This window comes from Sphingomonas sp. DC4900 (assembly GCF_049896485.1).
GTDB lineage: Bacteria > Pseudomonadota > Alphaproteobacteria > Sphingomonadales > Sphingomonadaceae > Sphingomonas > Sphingomonas aquatilis.
Genome location: NZ_JAFCUK010000010.1, coordinates 36,575 through 54,637 on the forward strand (window position 1 = coordinate 36,575; position 18,063 = coordinate 54,637).

Annotated in this window: 12 protein-coding genes; 9 read left to right on the forward strand and 3 right to left on the reverse strand. The window is 67.1% G+C overall.

The features are described from left to right. The first annotated feature begins 52 nt into the window (after positions 1-52). A complete protein-coding gene (locus ACP690_RS12150) occupies positions 53-853 on the forward strand; it encodes a TrmH family RNA methyltransferase (RefSeq protein ID WP_426261303.1) in 801 nt (266 codons plus the stop codon). 111 nt (positions 854-964) lie between these two features. On the opposite strand, the gene ACP690_RS12155 is transcribed toward ACP690_RS12150, so the two are convergent. Continuing rightward, entirely contained in the window at positions 965-1,195 is a 231-nt protein-coding gene (locus ACP690_RS12155; protein WP_294314295.1) for a hypothetical protein, read from the reverse strand. Positions 1,196-1,205: 10 nt separating this feature from the next. After that, positions 1,206-2,795, reverse strand: a complete 1,590-nt coding sequence (rmuC, locus tag ACP690_RS12160) for a DNA recombination protein RmuC (protein ID WP_426261302.1) — start codon at positions 2,793-2,795, stop codon at positions 1,206-1,208. Between the two features lie 218 nt (positions 2,796-3,013). On the opposite strand from rmuC, the gene ACP690_RS12165 reads away from it, so the two are divergent. From ACP690_RS12165 to ACP690_RS12180, 4 genes are all read left to right on the forward strand, one after another. Further along, positions 3,014-3,793, forward strand: coding sequence for an SGNH/GDSL hydrolase family protein (locus ACP690_RS12165; RefSeq protein ID WP_426261327.1), 780 nt, complete (start codon positions 3,014-3,016; stop codon positions 3,791-3,793). After that, entirely contained in the window at positions 3,790-6,105 is a 2,316-nt protein-coding gene (locus ACP690_RS12170) for a TIM-barrel domain-containing protein (RefSeq protein ID WP_426261301.1), read from the forward strand. The genes ACP690_RS12165 and ACP690_RS12170 overlap by 4 nt, the downstream gene beginning before the upstream one ends. A 70-nt stretch (positions 6,106-6,175) precedes the next feature. Next, positions 6,176-7,321 carry an endo-1,4-beta-xylanase gene (locus ACP690_RS12175; protein ID WP_426261300.1) on the forward strand — a complete coding sequence of 382 codons (1,146 nt, stop codon included), beginning with the start codon at positions 6,176-6,178 and terminating at the stop codon, positions 7,319-7,321. Positions 7,322-7,370: 49 nt separating this feature from the next. After that, on the forward strand, positions 7,371-7,949 hold the full coding sequence (locus ACP690_RS12180) for a hypothetical protein (protein WP_426261299.1): 579 nt from the start codon (positions 7,371-7,373) through the stop codon (positions 7,947-7,949). A gap of 85 nt (positions 7,950-8,034) precedes the next feature. Here ACP690_RS12180 and ACP690_RS12185 read toward each other — a convergent pair whose 3' ends face one another. After that, positions 8,035-11,484: a TonB-dependent receptor gene (locus ACP690_RS12185; RefSeq protein ID WP_426261298.1), complete on the reverse strand. Its 3,450-nt coding sequence runs from the start codon at positions 11,482-11,484 to the stop codon at positions 8,035-8,037. A 246-nt stretch (positions 11,485-11,730) separates the two neighbouring features. Between ACP690_RS12185 and ACP690_RS12190 the strand changes: the two genes are divergently transcribed. The 4 genes from ACP690_RS12190 to ACP690_RS12205 are packed head-to-tail and all read left to right on the forward strand — an operon-like array spanning position 11,731 to position 18,048. Then, positions 11,731-13,251, forward strand: coding sequence for a tryptophan halogenase family protein (locus ACP690_RS12190; RefSeq protein WP_426261297.1), 1,521 nt, complete (start codon positions 11,731-11,733; stop codon positions 13,249-13,251). After that, positions 13,248-14,711 (forward strand): tryptophan 7-halogenase, encoded by a 1,464-nt coding sequence (locus tag ACP690_RS12195; protein WP_426261296.1) that lies wholly within the window; start codon positions 13,248-13,250, stop codon positions 14,709-14,711. The genes ACP690_RS12190 and ACP690_RS12195 overlap by 4 nt, the downstream gene beginning before the upstream one ends. Further along, positions 14,708-16,255, forward strand: coding sequence for a tryptophan halogenase family protein (locus ACP690_RS12200; RefSeq protein WP_426261295.1), 1,548 nt, complete (start codon positions 14,708-14,710; stop codon positions 16,253-16,255). Before ACP690_RS12195 ends, ACP690_RS12200 begins: the two co-directional genes overlap by 4 nt. Further along, positions 16,252-18,048 (forward strand): glycoside hydrolase family 9 protein, encoded by a 1,797-nt coding sequence (locus ACP690_RS12205; protein WP_426261294.1) that lies wholly within the window; start codon positions 16,252-16,254, stop codon positions 18,046-18,048. The genes ACP690_RS12200 and ACP690_RS12205 overlap by 4 nt, the downstream gene beginning before the upstream one ends. The last annotated feature ends 15 nt before the right edge of the window (positions 18,049-18,063 follow it).

The following is an 18,063-nucleotide window of genomic DNA, read 5'->3' on the forward strand; positions in this document are numbered from 1 at the left end:
TGTCGCTTTTGCCTTGCGTCAGCCTCCGGCTAGCGCGAAGGCCCGACACGCCATGCCCCGAGAGATTACCGCCTTTTCCAACCCGCTGGTCAAATATGCCCGCGAACTTCGCGACAAGAAGCATCGTCGCGGCGCGCGGCAGTTCATGGCCGAGGGCCTGCGCATCCTGACCGAAGCGCGCGAGACGGGCCGCCTGCCCCGCATCCTGTTCTATGCGGCAGCCAATGCCGACCATCCGTTGGTCCATGCGCTGTCGATCGACGTCGAGATGGCGGGCGGCGAGTCGATCCAGACGACGCCCGACATCCTATCCAAGCTGTCGGGCAAGGATAACCCGCAGGCCGTCGTGGGCGTGTTCGACGAATTCGACCGCGCGTTGGCCGACCTCGACCGCAACAGTGCCGGCATCTGGCTGGTCGCCGAGCGACTGCGCGATCCGGGCAATCTCGGCACCATCCTACGCACCGCCGATGCGGTGGGCGCCGGCGGGCTGATCCTGATCGGCGAATGCGTCGATCCTTTCTCGGTCGAGGCCGTCCGCGCGAGCATGGGGGCGCTGTTCACCGTGCCCGTGGTTCGGAGCGGTTGGGAGGAGTTCCTCGGGTGGCTGCGGCAGGGACCGGGACAGCTGGTGGGACTGAGCCTCGACACCACCCACGACTATCGCGGGGCGACCTATGCCGCGCCGACGTTCCTGCTGACGGGCAATGAGGCGCAGGGGATGCCGGCGGAGTATGCCGCGGCGTGTGATCTGCTGGTCAAGATTCCGATGCTGGGCAAGGCGGACAGCCTCAACGCGGCGGTCGCGACGGCGGTGATGGCCTATGAGGTGCTGGCTCAGCAGAGCCGGTGATTGCCCGTTTTTACGGCAACATGACCATCTTGGTGAAAACGATCGGGGCTGATCGTTTCGGTTTCTGTACCCATGCTGCCCGCAGACAGGCCGCAGGGTAGAGCAAGCCATCTATCCGCCGATCATGCCACTGACGCGCACCGCGCCGCCATCGTTGAAGACGCTGCCGGATACCATGCCACTGATCCGGGCGCGGGCACCCTCTTCGACATAGACGTCGCCCGCGACCATGCCGCTGATGCGGACGTCGCAGCCGGGACGGATGAAGACATCGCCGGCGACCATCCCGGTGATGCGGCCGTCCTGATCCATCACGATATCGCCGGGGTGCATGCCCTTCATCGCGGGTTCCTCATTCGGCTGCGTCGGGAAGGCGCAGTACGTCATCGCCGTAGCGCGCCAAGGCCTCGACCGGTTCCGCAACGCCGATCTCGCGTGCCCCGGGTTCGATGTTGAGGTCGCGGAACTTGCGTGCGGACACCAGAGCACGGCTCTCAAAGCTCGACACGAAGCTGTTGTAATTGTTCACCGCGGTGGTGAGGCCGCTGCCGACCTTGCGCAGATCCTCGCCGGCCTTGGCGAGACGGTCGTACAGCTCCTTTCCGAGCGCGCCGATCGCACGGGCTTCGCTGGCGAGCTTTTCCTGACGCCACACTGCCGCGACGGTGCGGGCGATGGCGATGAGGTTGGTGGGGGTGGCGAGCAGGACCTTTTTGTCGAAGGCATAGTCCCACAGGCCGGCGTCATGCTCCAGCGCGGCGGAGAGGAAGTGTTCGCCGGGGACGAACATCACGACATATTCGGGCGTATCGTCGAACTGCGACCAATAGGCCTTGGCGCTGAGGCCGTTGATATGCGCGCGCATCGAGGCGGCATGGGCGGTGAGGCCGATATGGCGCTCGTTCTCGTCGACCGCGCCGAACGCGTCCTGGTAGGCGTTGAGCGACACCTTGGCGTCGATGATGAGCGACTTGCCGCCGGGGACGCGGACGATCGCGTCGGGGCGCAGGCGCCCCCCTTCCCCGTCCGCGACGCTGACCTCCATCGCAAAATCCGTGTGCTCGGCAAGGCCGCAGGTTTCGAGGACGTTGCGCAACTGCTGTTCGCCCCAGCGACCGCGGGCTTTGGGTGCATTGCGGAGCGCATTGACGAGCTTGGCGGCTTCGCCCGAGACGCGTTCCTGACCGAGGCGCATCTGTTCGATCTGGCCCTTGAGGTCGCCGAAGGCGTCGCGGCGCTCGGCCTCGACCTTGGCGACGCCCTCTTCATAGCGCGCCAGGCGGTCGTTGACCGGCTGGAGCAGCGACTTGAGATTGCTGCCGGCAAGTTCTTCGGACTGGCGGAAGCGTGCCTCGGCTCGATCGAGGAACGCCTTTTGCGCGTCGGTCAGCGCCTTGTTGGCGAGGTCGTTGAACTGCGTCGCCATCATCTCCTTCGCCTCGCGCATGTCGGCGAGGCGGGCTTCGAATGCCTCGCTCTGTGCCTGCATCGCGGCGAGATCGGCGCGGGCGGCATCGCGATCGGCGCGGATCGTCGCCAGTTCGCGGCGGAGCAGGTCGGCAGCGGCGAGACTCTGATCGATCTGGGCGCGCAGGTCGATCAGCCGGACCTCCGCGGCCTCGACCTGCGCGCCGGCGGCGGCAAGGTCGGCGCGTGCCGCGTCGCGGTCGCTGCGGACGGCGAGGAGTTCGGTGCGCAGCGCGTCGGCGGTGGCGATGCGATCGTCGACCTGGGCTCGCAAACCGGCGAGTTCGCGCATCGCGTCGTTGCGTTCGCGCTCCACCGCGTCGCGCGTCCGGGCGACGAGCTCAGCGTCGGCGACCTTGCTCTGCGCGACCGCCAGATCGGCGGCGAGTCGACCGCTGCGACGGGCCGCCAGCAGCCAACCGATCAGCAGGCCGGCGGCAAGCGCGAGAATGGCAACGACAAGCAACTGGTCCACGAACGTCCCTTCGAAAGGTCACAAAAGTCACGCCGAAGAGGGTGTTTTTCCGTGACGATCCCTTGGCCTATGCCAGGAACATAGATCGAACGAAGCGTGTAGGACAGCCCCTTTTTCAATCCGACCGGCTGAGAGATTGGACACGCGCGACCGGGCGGCTACGATAGCGCTCACAAGAGGTAGGGGAGAATGTCGTGGGCAATGGTTGGCTGGGTGTCATGGGCGCCGCGGTGCTGGTGTCGGGCGCGGTGCCCGCCGCGGCACAGGTCAGCGCCGCCGGCGATCCCTTCGCAAGCGACCCGACCGGGATCGTCGCCGATCCCTGCCCTGCCCATCCCAAGGTTGGCTGGGCCGCGCAGCAGTTGCACACTCTGACCCGCGATTTCGGGCAGCTATGCCGCTATCGCGCCGCCAATGCCGCGCTGACGGAACGGCCGCGGGTGGTATTCGCGGGAGACTCGATCACCGACAATTGGATCAACCTCGATCCCACCTTCTTCAGCGACGGCGTGATCGATCGCGGGATCGGCGGGCAGACGACGCCGCAGCTGCTGGTCCGCTTTCGCCAGGACGTGATCGACCTGCACCCGCAGGCCGTCCACATCATGATCGGCACCAACGACATCGCCGGCAACACCGGTGCAGCAACGATCGAGACGGTGGAAGGGCATATCGCGAGCATGGCGGAGCTGGCGCGCGCGCATGGCATCCGGGTGATCCTTGCCTCCGTGCCGCCGGCGGGCGCCTTCCCCTGGGCGAAGGACAAGCAGCCGGTGCCGCAGATCGCGGCGCTGAATGCGTGGATCCGGGAGTATGCCCAGCGCGAGGGGTTCACCTATGTCGATTATCATCCCGTGTTGGACGACGGGCAAGGCGCGATGAAGCCGGGGCTGGCGAGCGACGGCGTGCATCCGACGGCGGCGGGCTATGCTGCGATGCGGCCCGTGGCCGAGGCGGCGATCCGCCAGGCACTGGGCGAACGGGGAGCGGGCCGATGAAGCGCCTCGCCCTCATCGCCGCGCTGCTGGCCGGCAGCGCGCCCGCCTATGCCCAGCGACTGGCGACCGTCGAGCGCCATGGGGCGCTGGTGTCGGTGGAGCCCTACGGGCCGGGGATCGTACGCGTGACGATCGCGACGGATCGGGGCCAAGCGGAAGGCCTGCCGGGCTATGGCATTTCCGGCAAAAGCGATGCCGCGGGCTGGAGCCGACAGCGGGGGAACGACGGCGGCGACGTCTTCGCCTCGGGCGACCTGCGCGTCACCGTGGCGGCGCAACCCTGGCCCAAGCCGCCGAGCCAGATGGAACGCTATTTCGCTCCGTCTCTGCCGCCCGTGTCGATCCGCTTCGACCGTGCCGACGGCACACCGCTGACCGCGATGACCGGGTGGGAGATGGCGCCGCACGACGTAACGGGCGAGCATACGTTCCGAGTCGGCGCGACCTTCGCCGACACGCCCGACACGCACTACTATGGCTTGGGCCAATATCAGGACGGCGTGCTCGACCTGCGCGGGCGGACGATCGATTGCCGCCACGATTACGATCGCCCCGCCGGCGAAGCGGTGTGCGTGCCGTTCATGGTGACGGACAAAGGCTATGCGATCCTGTGGGACAATCCGTCGGCGACGATCGTCTCGCCCGGCCTGCACAGCCAGACGCATCTGCAATCCAACGTCGGCGAGCGCGTGTCGTTCTTCGTCATCGCCGGGCGGACCAGCGACGATCTGTATGCGGGCTATGCCAGGTTGATCGGCGCGACGCCGCTGCCGCCCAAAGCAGCCTTCGGCCTGATCCAGAGCAAGGCGCGCTACGAGACGCAGGCGGAGCTGACCGCGGTGGCGGACGGGTACTGGCAGCGCCGCTATCCGCTCGACATCATCGTGCTCGACTGGTTCTATTGGACCCGGATGGGGCAGCTGGACATCGACCGGACGGCGTTTCCCGATCCGGTCGCCATGAACGCCCATCTGAAGTCGCAGGGCGTCCGCAGCATCGTCAGCATCTGGCCGCGGTTCGAAAAGGAGAGCCGCTGGTTCGACACGCTCGCCGCCAAGGGCTGGCTGCTGCACGACGCGGAGGGCAAGCCGGTGGACGGACTGTCGATCCGATCGGATCGCGCGGGCGCGCTGATCGACAGCACCAACCCGGACGCACGCGCCTGGTATTGGGGCAAGATCCGCGACGATATCTTCAGCGCGGGCTTCGATTTCGCCTGGCTGGACGAGACCGAACCCGATCTGGTGCCGGACGGCTTCCACTATGCGATCGGCACGGGCGATCGCTATCACAACGTCTTCCCGCTGCTGCATACGCTGAGTGTCGCGGAAGGCTCGGCGCGCGACCGGCCGGATATGCGCAACCTGATCCTGTGCCGGGCGGCCTATCTGGGGACGCAGGCGAACGGCTGCCTGTTCTGGTCGTCGGACGTGCGCTCGACGTGGGAGGCGTTGCGGCGGCAGGTGCCGGCGGGGCTCGGCATGACGGCGAGCGGCATCGCCTATTGGTCGAGCGATACGGGCGGGTGGCAGTGGCCCAATGGCCCGGCGGCGCAGCGCCCCGTGCTGATCGATCCGGCGGGCGCGACCGCCATGGCGCCGTCGTATCGCGACTATCCCGAGCTGTTCGTGCGCTGGTTCCAGTATAATGTGTTCACGCCGACGCTGCGCATCCATGGCCAGCGGCCGGCGACGGCGATCTGGGACTATGGCACGGCGGCCGAGCCGGTGCTCGCCGCCTCGCTGCGGCTGCGGTACGAACTGCTGCCCTATATCTATGCGCTGGGACGCCAGACCAGCCTGACCGGTGCGCCGTTCATGCGGGCGCTGTTCATGGACTTCCCGAACGATGCCACCGCCAAGACGCTGGGCGACGAATATATGTTCGGCCCTGCCCTCCTCGTCGCGCCCGTCACCGAACAGGGGGTGACCAGCCGCCGCGTCTATCTGCCCGCTGGGACGGACTGGTACGATCTGTGGACCGACAAGCGCCACACCGGTGGCCAGTGGATCGACGCGGCGGCGCCGATCGACCGCATCCCGGTGTTCGTGCGCGCCGGATCGATCCTGCCGATCGGGGAGCAGGTGCAAAGCACCGCCCGCGAGCAGGGGCTGGCCAAGGTCCGCGTCTATCCGGGGCGGGACGCGCGCTTCACGCTGTACGACGACGACGGGACGACCAACGCGTGGCGCACGGGGGGTGGACGCAGCGCGACATTGGTGTGGGACGATGCCCGCGGCCAACTGTCGGTTGAGGGACGGCTGCCGACCGGGCAGGCGCTGGATCCACTGGTGATGGTGATCGGGCGGTAGCGGCGCTGCGTCCTTGACGGCGGCGTCCGCGAGGCCAATGATAGCGATAACGAAAGTTGGAGAGGCTATCATGGCACCGCCGTCGCGACGCGATATTTTGGGAGGCGCGGCGCTCGCCGTCGCCGGCATGGCGGCGCCGGCCGCATGCGCCGCGCACCCCGCCGACAGTCTGGAGGCGATCGCCGCGCGCAAGGGGCTGCGCTTCGGATCGGCGATTCCGTGGCAGCCGGGCTCGCCGCCGGGCCTGCCGGTCCGCGACCCGGCCTATGCGCAACTGATCGCCCAGCAATGCGGGCTGGTCGTCGCCGAAAACGAAATGAAGTGGCAGCGGCTGCGCCCCGCGCCCGACGTGTTCGACTTCGCGCCCTTCGATACGATCGTCGCTTGGGCGGAGCGCAACGGCCTGGCGGTGCGCGGACACAATCTGTTGTGGCACCAGCCGAAATGGCAGCCGAAGTGGCTGAACGCCTATGATTTCGGCAGCCGCCCCCGCGCCGAGGGCGAACGGCTGCTGACGACGCATATCCGCACCGTGCTCGGTCGGTATGGCAGCAAAATCCGCAGCTATGATGTGGTCAACGAGGCGGTCGATCCGGCGGACGGCCACCTGTACGAGACCGCACTGTCGAAGGCGATCGGCGGCGCGGCGCCGACGCTGGATTTCGCCTTCCACACCGCGCGCGCAACCGCGCCGGGCGCGCAGCTGGTCTATAACGACTATATGAGCTGGGAACCGCACAACGAGGCGCATCGCGCGGGCGTGCTGCGGCTGCTCGAGGGGTTCAGGCGGCGCGGCGTGCCGGTGGACGCGCTGGGCGTGCAATCGCACCTCATCACCCAGAGCGCGGACGCCCGCGCCGATGTCGGGCGGTTGCAGGGTGAGTGGGGGCGGTTCCTGGATGCGGTGACGGGGATGGGCTATGCGTTGCTGATCACCGAGCTCGACGTGCGTGACAACGACCTGCCGGCCGACACTGCGGTGCGGGATCGTGCGGTGGCGGACTTCACCCGCGGCTATCTGGACGTGACGCTCGCCTATCCGCAGTTGCGCGACGTGCTGGTATGGGGCCTGAGCGATGCGCACAGCTGGATTCCGGGCTTCGAGCCGCGCACCGATCGCGCCGCGCGGCGCCCGACCCCGTATGATGCGGCGCTGCGCCCCAAGCCGATGCGCACCGCCATTGCGGACGCCTTTGCCGCGGCGCGTCCGCGCTGATCCGTTTCCGGACCGGCATGGAGCCGGCCGACCATACAGGGAGACGATGATGAGGGTTATGTTCGCAGCGGCGCTCGCCATGGTGCCGCTGAGCGCCGTGGCGGCGGCACAACAGGCGGCGCCGGCACAGGGGAGCATCTTCGACAAGGCGATCAATCAGCCGGGTATCGGATGGAGCGTCTATGGTCCCGGCCAGACCGCCAAGCAGGTGCCGGCCACGGACGTGCCCGGCGGTGCCGCCGTGCGAGTGCAGGTGAGCAAGGCGGGCGCAAACGTGTGGGACGTCGGCGCGACCTATCCGACGATCAAGCCGATCGCGGCCGGCGATACGCTGCTGGTGATGGTCTATTTGCGCGCGCCGGATGCCAAGGACGGCGCGACTGTGCCGATCCCGGTCAACGTCGGCGGCGCCGACGCCCCCTACCCGCAGATCACCGGTGAGACGGTGAATGTCGGCGCGGGGTGGAAGCGCTATTTCGTGTCGGGCGTATCGGACCAGGCATTCGCGGCGGGCAAGGCGCGGATCGGCGTACAGCTCGCCGGAGCGAAGCAGGTGATCGAGGTGGGGCCGGCGTTCCTGCTCGACCTGGGCGCCGGGTTCGATCGGTCGAAGCTGCCGCACAACTGACGGATACGAAAAAGGCCGGCGCCTCGATCTCGAGGAACCGGCCCGGCAAGTTGGAGGCGGCGGGGATATCCCGCCGCCTTTTTCGTCAGAAGTTGCCGCGCAGGATGAACGAGAAGCGGCGGTCGTTCATGAAGTAGGAGCGCGGGGCGAGCTGGGCGGGATCGCCCGTATACGCCTGCAATGTCTTGGTGACGGTGTTGGTCAGGTTCACGCCTTGGACACCGATCTTGATCGCCTTCGTCACGTTCAGGAACGCAGACGCGTCGAGCTGGCCCGAAGCGTCCTGGAAAATCGACGTGTAGGGGAAGATCACGTCCGCCGCGGTCAGCAGATACTTCGAGCGCCAGTTGTATGCGGCACGCAGCGAGATCGGCCCCTTTTCATAGAAGAGCGTCGCGTTGACGTTGTGCTTCGACAGACCCTCCAGCGGCAGGCTGCCACGCACCGTCTGCGCGGCCACGTTCGTCACCGGCGCACCGCCGTTGAGGAACGAGTTCGGCAGGCCCGAGCTTTCGATATACGAGTAGTTGCCGGTGAAGCCGAAGCCGTTGAGGAAGCCGGGCAGGAAGCTGAACGTCTGCTGGTAAGCGACCTCGACGCCCTTGATCTTGCCGTGACCGTTATAGTTCGCCGGCCCGCGGGTCAGCAGCGGGAAGGTGACGCCATTGTTCTGGAGCGGCAGGCTGACCACCGACTGGTAGAAGAAGTTGGACACGTCCTTGTAGAAGGCGTCGACGGTCAGCGACCCGACCTTCGAGAAGTACCATTCCGCGGTAGCGTCGAACTGCCATGCCGTTGCCGGCTTCAGATACGGATTGCCAACCGTGCTGAGGAAGTTACCGTTGCCGTCAATCGTGATCTGCTGGAAGTTGCGGATCAGCGCTGAATCCGGTCGCGTCAGCACCTTCGATCCGGCCAGACGCGCGATCAGGTTTCGCGTCAGGCCGAACTTCAGGTTCACGCTTGGCAACCAATAGGTGTAGCTGTTCTTCGCTTGATTGTAGAGGTTGACCGAGTTCACCCCGGCGAACTGCTGCAGCAGCGCATAGCCCGTCGGCCCCAGGTTGCAGACGCCGCCAGGCGTGCTGGGCGTCGCACCGGGAGGGGCACCGGCAGGGGGAGCCGCGATGGCGCAACGCGAGCTGTACGGGTTCGAGATGTTCAGCGTCGCCTGGTTGGGCACCGTGGTCGTCCCGAACGAGTCCAGACCCGTGCGGACATAGCGGACGCCGGCGTTGCCGCTGAAGTCGAGACCGCTGCGCGACTTGAACGAGATCATCGCATAGGCGGCGGTGTCGCGCTGATGCACGCGCTGGATTTCGCTGGGCAGATAGGGGGTGCCCGCCACGACGCCGGGACGCTCGGCGAGCGGCAGCCACTGCTGCTGCGTGTTGCCGTTCTGATTGCGCGACACGGCTTCCACCTGCTTCAGGAAGTTCACCGCCGTGCCGTAGCCGTTGATCATGTCGCCATTGTAGAAATAGGCGCCCGGCGGCGAGTTGGTGGCTCCGCGGAAGAAGTTGGGGAAGGTGTAATATTGCGCCTGATTGCCGCCGTATTGGTCGAGCGTGACCGGATAATTACCCGCCCAGATTTCGCTGAGCATGCCCCAGTTATACGTCGAATACTTCACATTCTGGTCACGATCGGCATAGCGTGCGCCGAAACGGGCCTTGTTGAAGAAGCTGTCCTCGGCGAAATCGTAGGTGACGTCCGCCTTGAACTGATATTCCTGACCGACGCTGTCTTCGCTGTGGTCCATCGCGGCGCGCCAATATTGGGCGCGGGGATCAGCAAAATACTGGGCGTCGGTTTCGCCCGCGAGGATCGTATTCGCCGGCTGCGCCCAGCTCGCCGACAGCGTGTTCGGCTTATGTGAGATGACGCTGGGCAGCTTGCCCGTCAGATCCAGCTCCTGATCGGCGAAGGTCGCGCCGAAGATGCTCAGACTGTAGTTGTTGTGTTCCGACCGCGTATAGTCCGCATCGAGGTTGATCGACCAACGCTCGGCCGGATGGATTTCGGCGTTGAGGCCATAATCGCTGACGAGGTTGCGATCGTAGGTCTGCCCGCGCGCGAGCTGAAGCTGCGCACCGCCTGTCGGCAGGAAGGTGGTGGCAGGCGCGCCACTACGGCTGGTGCGATAGCCGGTGCCCGGCGAGGTGATGTAGCCGCTCTGGAACAGTCCGTTCGAATCGTAGACGTAATTCTTGAACTGGCCGACCGGGCATTCCGCCCGCACCGTGCCGTTGCCGTTGTACAGCGGGCCGTCGTTGTTCTGCACGCAGCCGACCGGGAAGGTGCTGTATTCCGACAGATCGGGCGCCGCTTCGAACGTGTGCTCATCCGTCGTGTTGGTGGTGTGCGACCGCAGATATTGCGCGGTCAGCAGGAAGGACTTGTCGCGCGTTTCGAACTGCGCGGCCAGCGCGATGCCGTCGCGCTTACGGTCGAATTCCTGCGTGCGATACTGGCCGCCGAGCGGGGCATAGGCCTTGGGCAGCAGATCGGCGAAGCCATCCGCCCCCGCCGTCGATGCCGTACCGCACGCCGATCCGGCCGGCGGCAGCGTCGTCGTGTTGCTGTTGCTCGGCAACGGGTTGCGGCAGACGAGCACGCCATTGCCGTTCTGGAAGGGCACCTGCGTGTTGTCGCGCGTCTGAAAGTTGGTGATCTGCACGCCGTCGGCGCGGCTACGGATGCGGGAATAGGACAGATCGCCCAGGATGCCGAACGTGCCGATTCCGGTTTCGAAGGTATCGCTGATCAGGATCGAGCCGGTCGGCGTCCACTTCTTGCGGAAGTCGCCGTAATTGCCTTCCGCGTCGACGCCCATGTGGAAGCCGCGATTGTCGAAGGGCTTGCGGGTGTTGAGGTTGACCGTACCCGCGAGGCCGCCCTCGATCGCGGCGGCGGTGACGTTCTTGTACACCTCGACCGAGCCGAGCAGTTCGGCGGGAACGTCCGAGAAGTTGAGCGACTGGCCACCGATGCCCGCCGCGAAGGCATCGCGGCCGTTGAATTCGGACCGGACGAAGTTGAGACCGCGTACGACGACGCCCGATCCTTCGACCGAGAAGTGGTCGGGATCGTTGGCCGCAGCGAATCGGCTGATCGACACGCCCGGCACGCGCTGCAGCGCCTCCGTGACCGAGCGATCGGGCAGCGCACCGATGTCGGTCGCGGTGATGGCATCGACGACGGTATCGGAATTGCGCTTGATGTTCTGCGCATTGGCGAGGCTCTGACGAATGCCGGTGACGACGATGTCGTCGGGCGATGCCGACGTATCGCTCGCCTGCGACGTCGCGGCCGGATCGACCTGTGCGCTCGCGGCGGGCGTGGTAGCCGATGCAGCGCCTGCGGTGCCGGTGCCGGCCTTCGCCGCGGTCGGGGAGGTTTGGTCGGTCTGCTCGACCGATTGCGCATGGGCGACGCCGGTCACGCTGGCAATGCAGAGGGCGCCGACCGAGGCGCCGCGCAGGAGGCGGACGAGCGATGCGGCAGTCGAATGCGATGGCGCGGTTGGGCGCATGATGATCCTCCCCAATGAGCCGCACGGTTTCGAATCCGCGGGTCTCCTGTTGTATTTGTCTGAGCAGAGCGGCGATCCAACTGCAATGGTTGCGGTAACGCGCATTCTGGTGCCATTACATTTTATGTCTCTAGTGTGATTTTCGAGCAACATTGGCGCATCGTCGGAACTGCTGTAGGGACATTGATCAGACAAGACGCCGCACGAGTGGGAGCGCCACCATGCGGGTGTCGGGGAGGGATGAGGATGGCCGGGGAACGGCAACGGACGACCCGCGTGGTCATCGTGGGCGGCGGGACTGCGGGCTGGATGACCGCGGCGGCGATCGCGCGATTGCTGCCGCATCGCGCCGAGGTTCACCTGATCGAATCGGAGGCGATCGGTGTGGTCGGCGTCGGCGAAGCCACCCTGCCCCATATCCGTGCGTTCAACGAACGGCTGGGCATCCCCGAGGCGGAATTCATGGCGCGGACGCGCGCGACGTTTAAGCTGGGGATCGAGTTTCGCGACTGGGGCGCGATCGGCGACAGCTATATCCACCCCTTCGGTACGTTCGGCACCGGATCGGGCGCGGTCGATTTCCACCATTATTATACGCGACTGCTGCGCGAGGGCGCCGAGCTGCCGCCACTCGACCGGCTGTCCTATGCGTGCGCACTGGCGCGCGAGGGGCGGTTCGCCATGCCGGAGACGGACCGGCGGTCGCTCGCGGGGACGTTCGGCTATGCCTATCAGTTCGATGCGCTGCTCTTCGGGCCATATCTGCGCGGTCTCGCTGAAGAGATGGGCGCGCGGCGCAGCGAGGGGATCGTCGTCGACGTGGAGCGCGACAGCGAGAGCGGCGATATCGTCGCGGTGACGCTGGCCGATGGCACGCGGATCAAAGGCGACCTGTTCGTCGACTGTTCCGGCTTCCGATCGCTGCTGCTGGGCGAGGCACTGGGCGAGCCGTTCGAGGACTGGTCGCGCTGGCTGCCCGCCGATCGGGCGGTGGCGATGCCGTGCCGGACGGAGACGGCGGTGACGCCCTATACCAGCGCGATCGCGATGCCGGCGGGGTGGCGCTGGCGCATCCCGCTGCAACACCGCACCGGCAACGGCTATGTCTATGCCAGCGACTTCCTGAGCGACGATGCCGCCGCCGCGGCGCTACGCGGCGTGGTGGAGGGCGAAGCGCTCGCCGACCCGCGGCCGCTGCGCTTCAAGGCGGGGCGGCGGCGGCACAGCTGGTCGCACAATTGCGTTGGGATCGGGCTGGCGAGTGGATTTCTGGAGCCGCTCGAATCGACCAGCATCTATCTGGTGCAGCAGGCGATCACGTTGCTGATCGAGCTGTTTCCGGACGGGCGCACCAGCGCCGCCGATCGCGACGAGTTCAACCGTGTGATCGACCTGGAATATGACCGGATCCGCGACTTCCTGATCCTGCACTATCACGCGACGATGCGAAGCGATTCGCCGTTTTGGGACTATGTGCGGACGATGCCGATCCCCGACAGCCTGTCGGAGAAGCTGGAGCTGTGGTGCCGGCGCGGGCGGGTGGTGAAGTATCGCGAGGGCGTGTTCCTGGATGCGTCGTGGATCGCGGTCTACATGGGCCAGGGCATCGTACCGCAGGGGTGGGACCCGCGCGCCGATGCGGCCCCCGACGGTGACCTGCGTCGTGGCATTGGCAGCCTTGCCGAACAGATTGCCGCAGACGTGGCGCGACGGCCGGGACATCGCGCCTTCATCGATGGCTATTGCCCGATGGCGGAGGCGGCGTGACGCAGGGGTGCGCCATTCGCAGCATTCTGGTGGCGGGTGGCGGGATCGTCGGCTGGCTGGCCGCGGCCGCCTTGAAGCGGCGTGCGCCGTTTCTGGCGGTGACGCTCCTCGATAGCGCGCCGTCGCCGAATGCGCTGGCCGATCGGATCACCTGCACCCTGCCTTCGCTCGCCGGTTTCCATGCCGATCTGGGCATCGGTGACGAGGACGCCGTGGTGCGCACCGGTGCCGGCTATCGGCTGGGCACGCGCTTCGTCGGGTGGGGACGCGACGACGCAGACTATGTCCATGCCTATGATCATTATGGCCAAGCGTTCGGCGCGACGGCATTTCACCTGCACTGGCTGCGCGCCGAGCGGGAGGGGGCGGTGCCGCGGTTCGATGCGTTCGCGCCCGCCGCCGCGCTCGGTCGGGCCGGGCGATACGCACCGCCGACGCCGGGGACGATCTTCGCCCGGCATCAGCCGGGGCTGACGCTGGACCTGCCGCGCTACACGCGGATGATCCGGGCCTTTGCCGCGCATGTCGGCGTGGACGTGGTGGCGGGAGAGATCGCTGACATCGAGAGGGACGGTCGTGGCGGGATCGCGGCGGTGGCGCTCGCCGATGGGAGACAGCTGGCAGCGGACCTGTACGTCGATGCGACCGGGCCCGAAGCGCGGCTGCGCGATGCGATCGACACCGCGCGCGACGATTGGAGCGCGTGGCTGCCGTGCGATCGGGTGATGCTGGCCGATGGGCCGCCGGCCGAGCCGCCGCTGCTGACGCCCGTCACCGCGCATGCGGCGGGCTGGTCGTGGGATGGCGGCACGCAGCGCGGTATCGTCTATGCGGCCGACCGGCTGGCCGATGACGATGCAGTGGCATTGCTGGGGACGGCCGGCGCGGCGCCCGTCACGATCCGACCGGGGACGCGCCGGGAGCCATGGCGTGGCAATTGCGTCGCGATCGGCGACGCCGCGACGGCGATCGATCCGCTGGAATGGTGCAATCTGCACCTGGCGCTGAGCGCGATCGATCGCCTGATCGCGATGCTGCCCGACCGGGACATGGCGCCGGTGGAGGCTGCGGATTTCAATCGCCAGACGCTGGCGGAGGCGGAACGCGTGCGCGACATGCTGGCGCTGCATTATCGCGCGACCGCCCGACCGGACCCGGTGTGGCGGGCGGTGGCTTCCACGGCGCCGCCGGATAGCTTGGCCCATACCCTACGCCAGTTCGAAGAGCGCGGGCGCCTGCCGTTCTACGAAGAGGAAACGTTCACGCGCGACGGCTGGGCGGCGGTACTAATCGGTCAGGGGATACGCCCGCGGCGGATCGATCCATTGGCGGACGCCGTGCCGCTGGCCGACGCGCATGCGGCGATGCACGGCGTCACCGACGCCATCGCGGCGGCGCTGCCGCACGCCCCCACCCATGCCGCCTGGCTGGCGGCGCAAGCGAGGCGCCTGGCCCGATGACCCTGCCCGTCCCCGACCATGCCATCCGCAATATCGTCATCGTCGGTGGCGGCACCGCCGGCTGGATGGCCGCCGCCGCGTTCTCGCGGCTGCTCAACACCGGCTATACGCGCGTCACGCTGATCGAATCGGATGAGATTGGTACGGTCGGGGTCGGCGAGGCGACCATCCCGCCGCTGCTGAATTTCAACCGGATGCTGGGGATCGACGAAAACGAATTCCTCGCGGCGACCGCAGGCACGTTCAAGCTGGGCATCGAGTTTCGCGACTGGGGCGCGATCGGCGATCGCTACATCCATCCGTTCGGCACGTTCGGCCAGGATTTGCAGGGCATATCCTTCCACCAGCTGTGGCTGCGCGAGCGCAGCCGTCGCGCGATTCCGGACATCACCGCCTGGTCGATGAGCGCACAGGCGGCGGCGCGCGGGCGATTCGGCCGGGCGCGCGAGGATGCGCGCTCGCCGGTGCGCGAGCTGTTCTACGCCTATCACTTCGATGCCTCGCTCTATGCGCGCTATCTGCGCGGTTACGCCGAGCGCGGCGGGGTGACGCGGATCGAGGGGCGGATCGCCGACGTCCGGCTGCGGGGCGAGGATGGCTATGTCGAGGCCCTGACGCTCGCCGATGGGCGGCAGGTGGCGGGCGACCTGTTCATCGACTGTTCCGGCTTTCGCGGGCTGTTGATCGAGGAGGCGCTGCACACGGGCTATGAGAGCTATGCGCAATGGCTGCCTTGCGACCGGGCGGTGGCGGTGCCGTGTGCGCTGCCCAATGATCGGGAGCCCGATCCCTACACCCGTGCCACCGCCCGGGCGGCCGGCTGGCAGTGGCGTATCCCGCTGCAGCACCGGATGGGCAACGGCTATGTCTATTGCAGCGATGTTCTGTCCGACGAGGCGGCGGAGTTCGACCTTCTCGCCAGCCTCGAGGGCGAGCCGCAGGGCGATCCCCGCCGGCTGCGCTTCACGGCGGGACGGCGGCGGCAGAGCTGGAACCGCAACGTCATTGCGCTGGGGCTGTCGAGCGGCTTCATCGAACCGCTCGAATCGACCAGCATCCATCTGGTCCAGGCGGGCATTCAGCGGATCGTCGCGATGTTCCCCGACACGCGCTTCGACCCCGCCGAACGCGACGAATTCAACCGCCAGCTGCACGATCTGTATGAGGACATCCGCGACTTCATCATCCTGCATTATGCCCAGACCCGGCGGACCGACACGCCGTTCTGGGATCGCGTCCGCACCATGCCGCTGCCCGACAGCCTGACCCGCAAGCTGGACCTGTGGCGCGGCAAAGGGCGGCTGTTCCGCGAAGGCTATGATCTGTTCAGCGTGCCGAGCTGGGTCGCGGTGTGCCTGGGCCAGGGACTAGTGCCATCGACCTGGGAGCCAGCCGCAGACGCGCTGGACGAAACGTTGGTCGCAGAGGCGATGGAGACGATGCGGCGCGGCTATGCGGACACCGCCGAGCGGCTGCCGACGCATGGCGATTTTCTGCGGATGGTGGCCCCCTCCCCGCTCGCCAATTGGGGGCAGGCGCGATGAGCAAGGCCTGGGCGCTGCTGTTGCCGCTGGCGCTGGCAGGCGCGGCGTCACCACCGCCGGCGGTGCATCTCAACCAGATCGGCTTTCGCCCCGATACGGCGAAATGGGCGATCCTGTCGGACGATGCCAAGGCGCCGCTGCCGTGGCGCGTCACCGATGCAAGCGGCAAGGCGGTGGCAGAGGGCAAGACCCGGCCGTTCGGCGACGATGCGGCATCGGGCGATCACGTCCATCAGATCGACCTGAGCGCCGTGCGGGTGCCGGGCACGTATCGGCTGACGGTGGATGGCGTGACCAGCCATCCTTTTACGATCAAGGCCGACACCTATGCGCCGCTCGCCCGCGCGGCGCTGAACTTCTTCTACCAGAACCGCGCCGGCATCGCGATCGACGCGCGCTATGCAGGCGGCCCGCAATGGGCGCGCGCGGCCGGGCATCCGCATGAGGTTGCGACCTGTTTTGCCGGGCGCGACACCGGCGGCACGGTCTGGCCCGGATGCCGCTACAAATTGGACGTGACCGGCGGCTGGTATGATGCGGGCGATCACGGCAAATACGTGGTCAACGGCGGCATTGCGCTGTGGACGTTGCAAAATCTGTACGAGCTCAATGCCGCGGCGCCGCCGTTCGCCGATGGCAGCGCGATGCTGCCCGAGGCCGGCAACGGCATCGACGACCTGCTCGACGAAAGCCGATGGGAGATGCGGTTCCTGCTGGCGATGCAGGTGCCGGATGGCACGCAACTGGCGCTGCCGGTTGGGCCGCAGCCTCGCCGGCCGATGACGCTGACCAGCGTCGATGCCAGCGGCATGGCGCATCACAAGGTCGCCGATCGCCACTGGACCCCGCTGCCGACCATCCCCGCCGAGGATCGCGAGGATCGATTGCTGTATCCGCCGAGCACCGCCGCCACGCTGAATCTGGCAGCCACCGCCGCGCAATGCGCGCGGATCTGGCGGGTGATCGACAAGGCCTTCGCGCATCGCTGCCTCGTGGCGGCGGGCAAGGCCTATCGAGCGGCGCTGCGCAACCCGGATATCTATGCCGCACAGGATTTCGAGGGCAGCGGCGGCTATGGCGACACGCACCTCGACGATGAGCGCTATTGGGCGACCGCGGAGCTGTACGGGACGACTAAGATGCCAGAGCTGGCCGAGGCGCTGCACCGCATGCCGCTGCATGGCGCACCGCTGTGGGGCGAAGCAGGCTGGGCCAATGTCGGGACGCTGGGGACGATCACGCTGGCTACCGCCGATGGCATCCCCATAGCCGAACGCGATACGGCACGGGCAAAGCTCGTGGCGCTCGCAGACGAATTCCTGGCGGAGCGGGAACGGTCGGGGTATCACCTGCCCTATGCGACCACCGACTATGTCTGGGGATCGAACGGCGCGATCCTGAGCCGCGGCATCGTGCTGGCGCTGGCGGCGCGCTTTACCGGTGAGGCGCGCTATCGCGATGCGGTGGTTGATACCGCCGATTATGTGCTGGGGCGCAATCCGCTGGATCAGAGCTATGTCACCGGCTTCGGATGGAAGCCGATGCGGCACCCGCACCATCGCTTTTGGGCGCATCAGTTCGACGCGCGACTGCCGGAGCCGCCGCCGGGCGTGCTGAGTGGGGGGGCGAACAATACCTCGTTTGCGGATCCCGTCTCGGCCTCGCTGAAGGGGCGATGCGTTGCGCAGCGGTGCTGGCTGGACGATTCGCGCGCATTTGCGGACAACGAAGTGGCCATCAACTGGAACGCGCCATTGGTCTGGGTCGCGGCGTATTTGGCAATGCCGCGCTAGGCATCGGGTTGAGAG

Excerpts from the sequence above, each read along its gene's own strand:
- ACP690_RS12150 (WP_426261303.1), top strand. The coding sequence starts at position 53 with ATGCCCCGAGAGATTACCGCCTTTTCCAACCCGCTGGTCAAATATGCC.
- ACP690_RS12155 (WP_294314295.1), bottom strand. The coding sequence starts at position 1,195 with ATGAAGGGCATGCACCCCGGCGATATCGTGATGGATCAGGACGGCCGC.
- ACP690_RS12165 (WP_426261327.1), top strand. The coding sequence starts at position 3,014 with ATGGGCGCCGCGGTGCTGGTGTCGGGCGCGGTGCCCGCCGCGGCACAG.
- ACP690_RS12170 (WP_426261301.1), top strand. The coding sequence starts at position 3,790 with ATGAAGCGCCTCGCCCTCATCGCCGCGCTGCTGGCCGGCAGCGCGCCC.
- ACP690_RS12175 (WP_426261300.1), top strand. The coding sequence starts at position 6,176 with ATGGCACCGCCGTCGCGACGCGATATTTTGGGAGGCGCGGCGCTCGCC.
- ACP690_RS12180 (WP_426261299.1), top strand. The coding sequence starts at position 7,371 with ATGAGGGTTATGTTCGCAGCGGCGCTCGCCATGGTGCCGCTGAGCGCC.
- ACP690_RS12185 (WP_426261298.1), bottom strand. The coding sequence starts at position 11,484 with ATGCGCCCAACCGCGCCATCGCATTCGACTGCCGCATCGCTCGTCCGC.
- ACP690_RS12190 (WP_426261297.1), top strand. The coding sequence starts at position 11,731 with ATGGCCGGGGAACGGCAACGGACGACCCGCGTGGTCATCGTGGGCGGC.
- ACP690_RS12200 (WP_426261295.1), top strand. The coding sequence starts at position 14,708 with ATGACCCTGCCCGTCCCCGACCATGCCATCCGCAATATCGTCATCGTC.
- ACP690_RS12205 (WP_426261294.1), top strand. The coding sequence starts at position 16,252 with ATGAGCAAGGCCTGGGCGCTGCTGTTGCCGCTGGCGCTGGCAGGCGCG.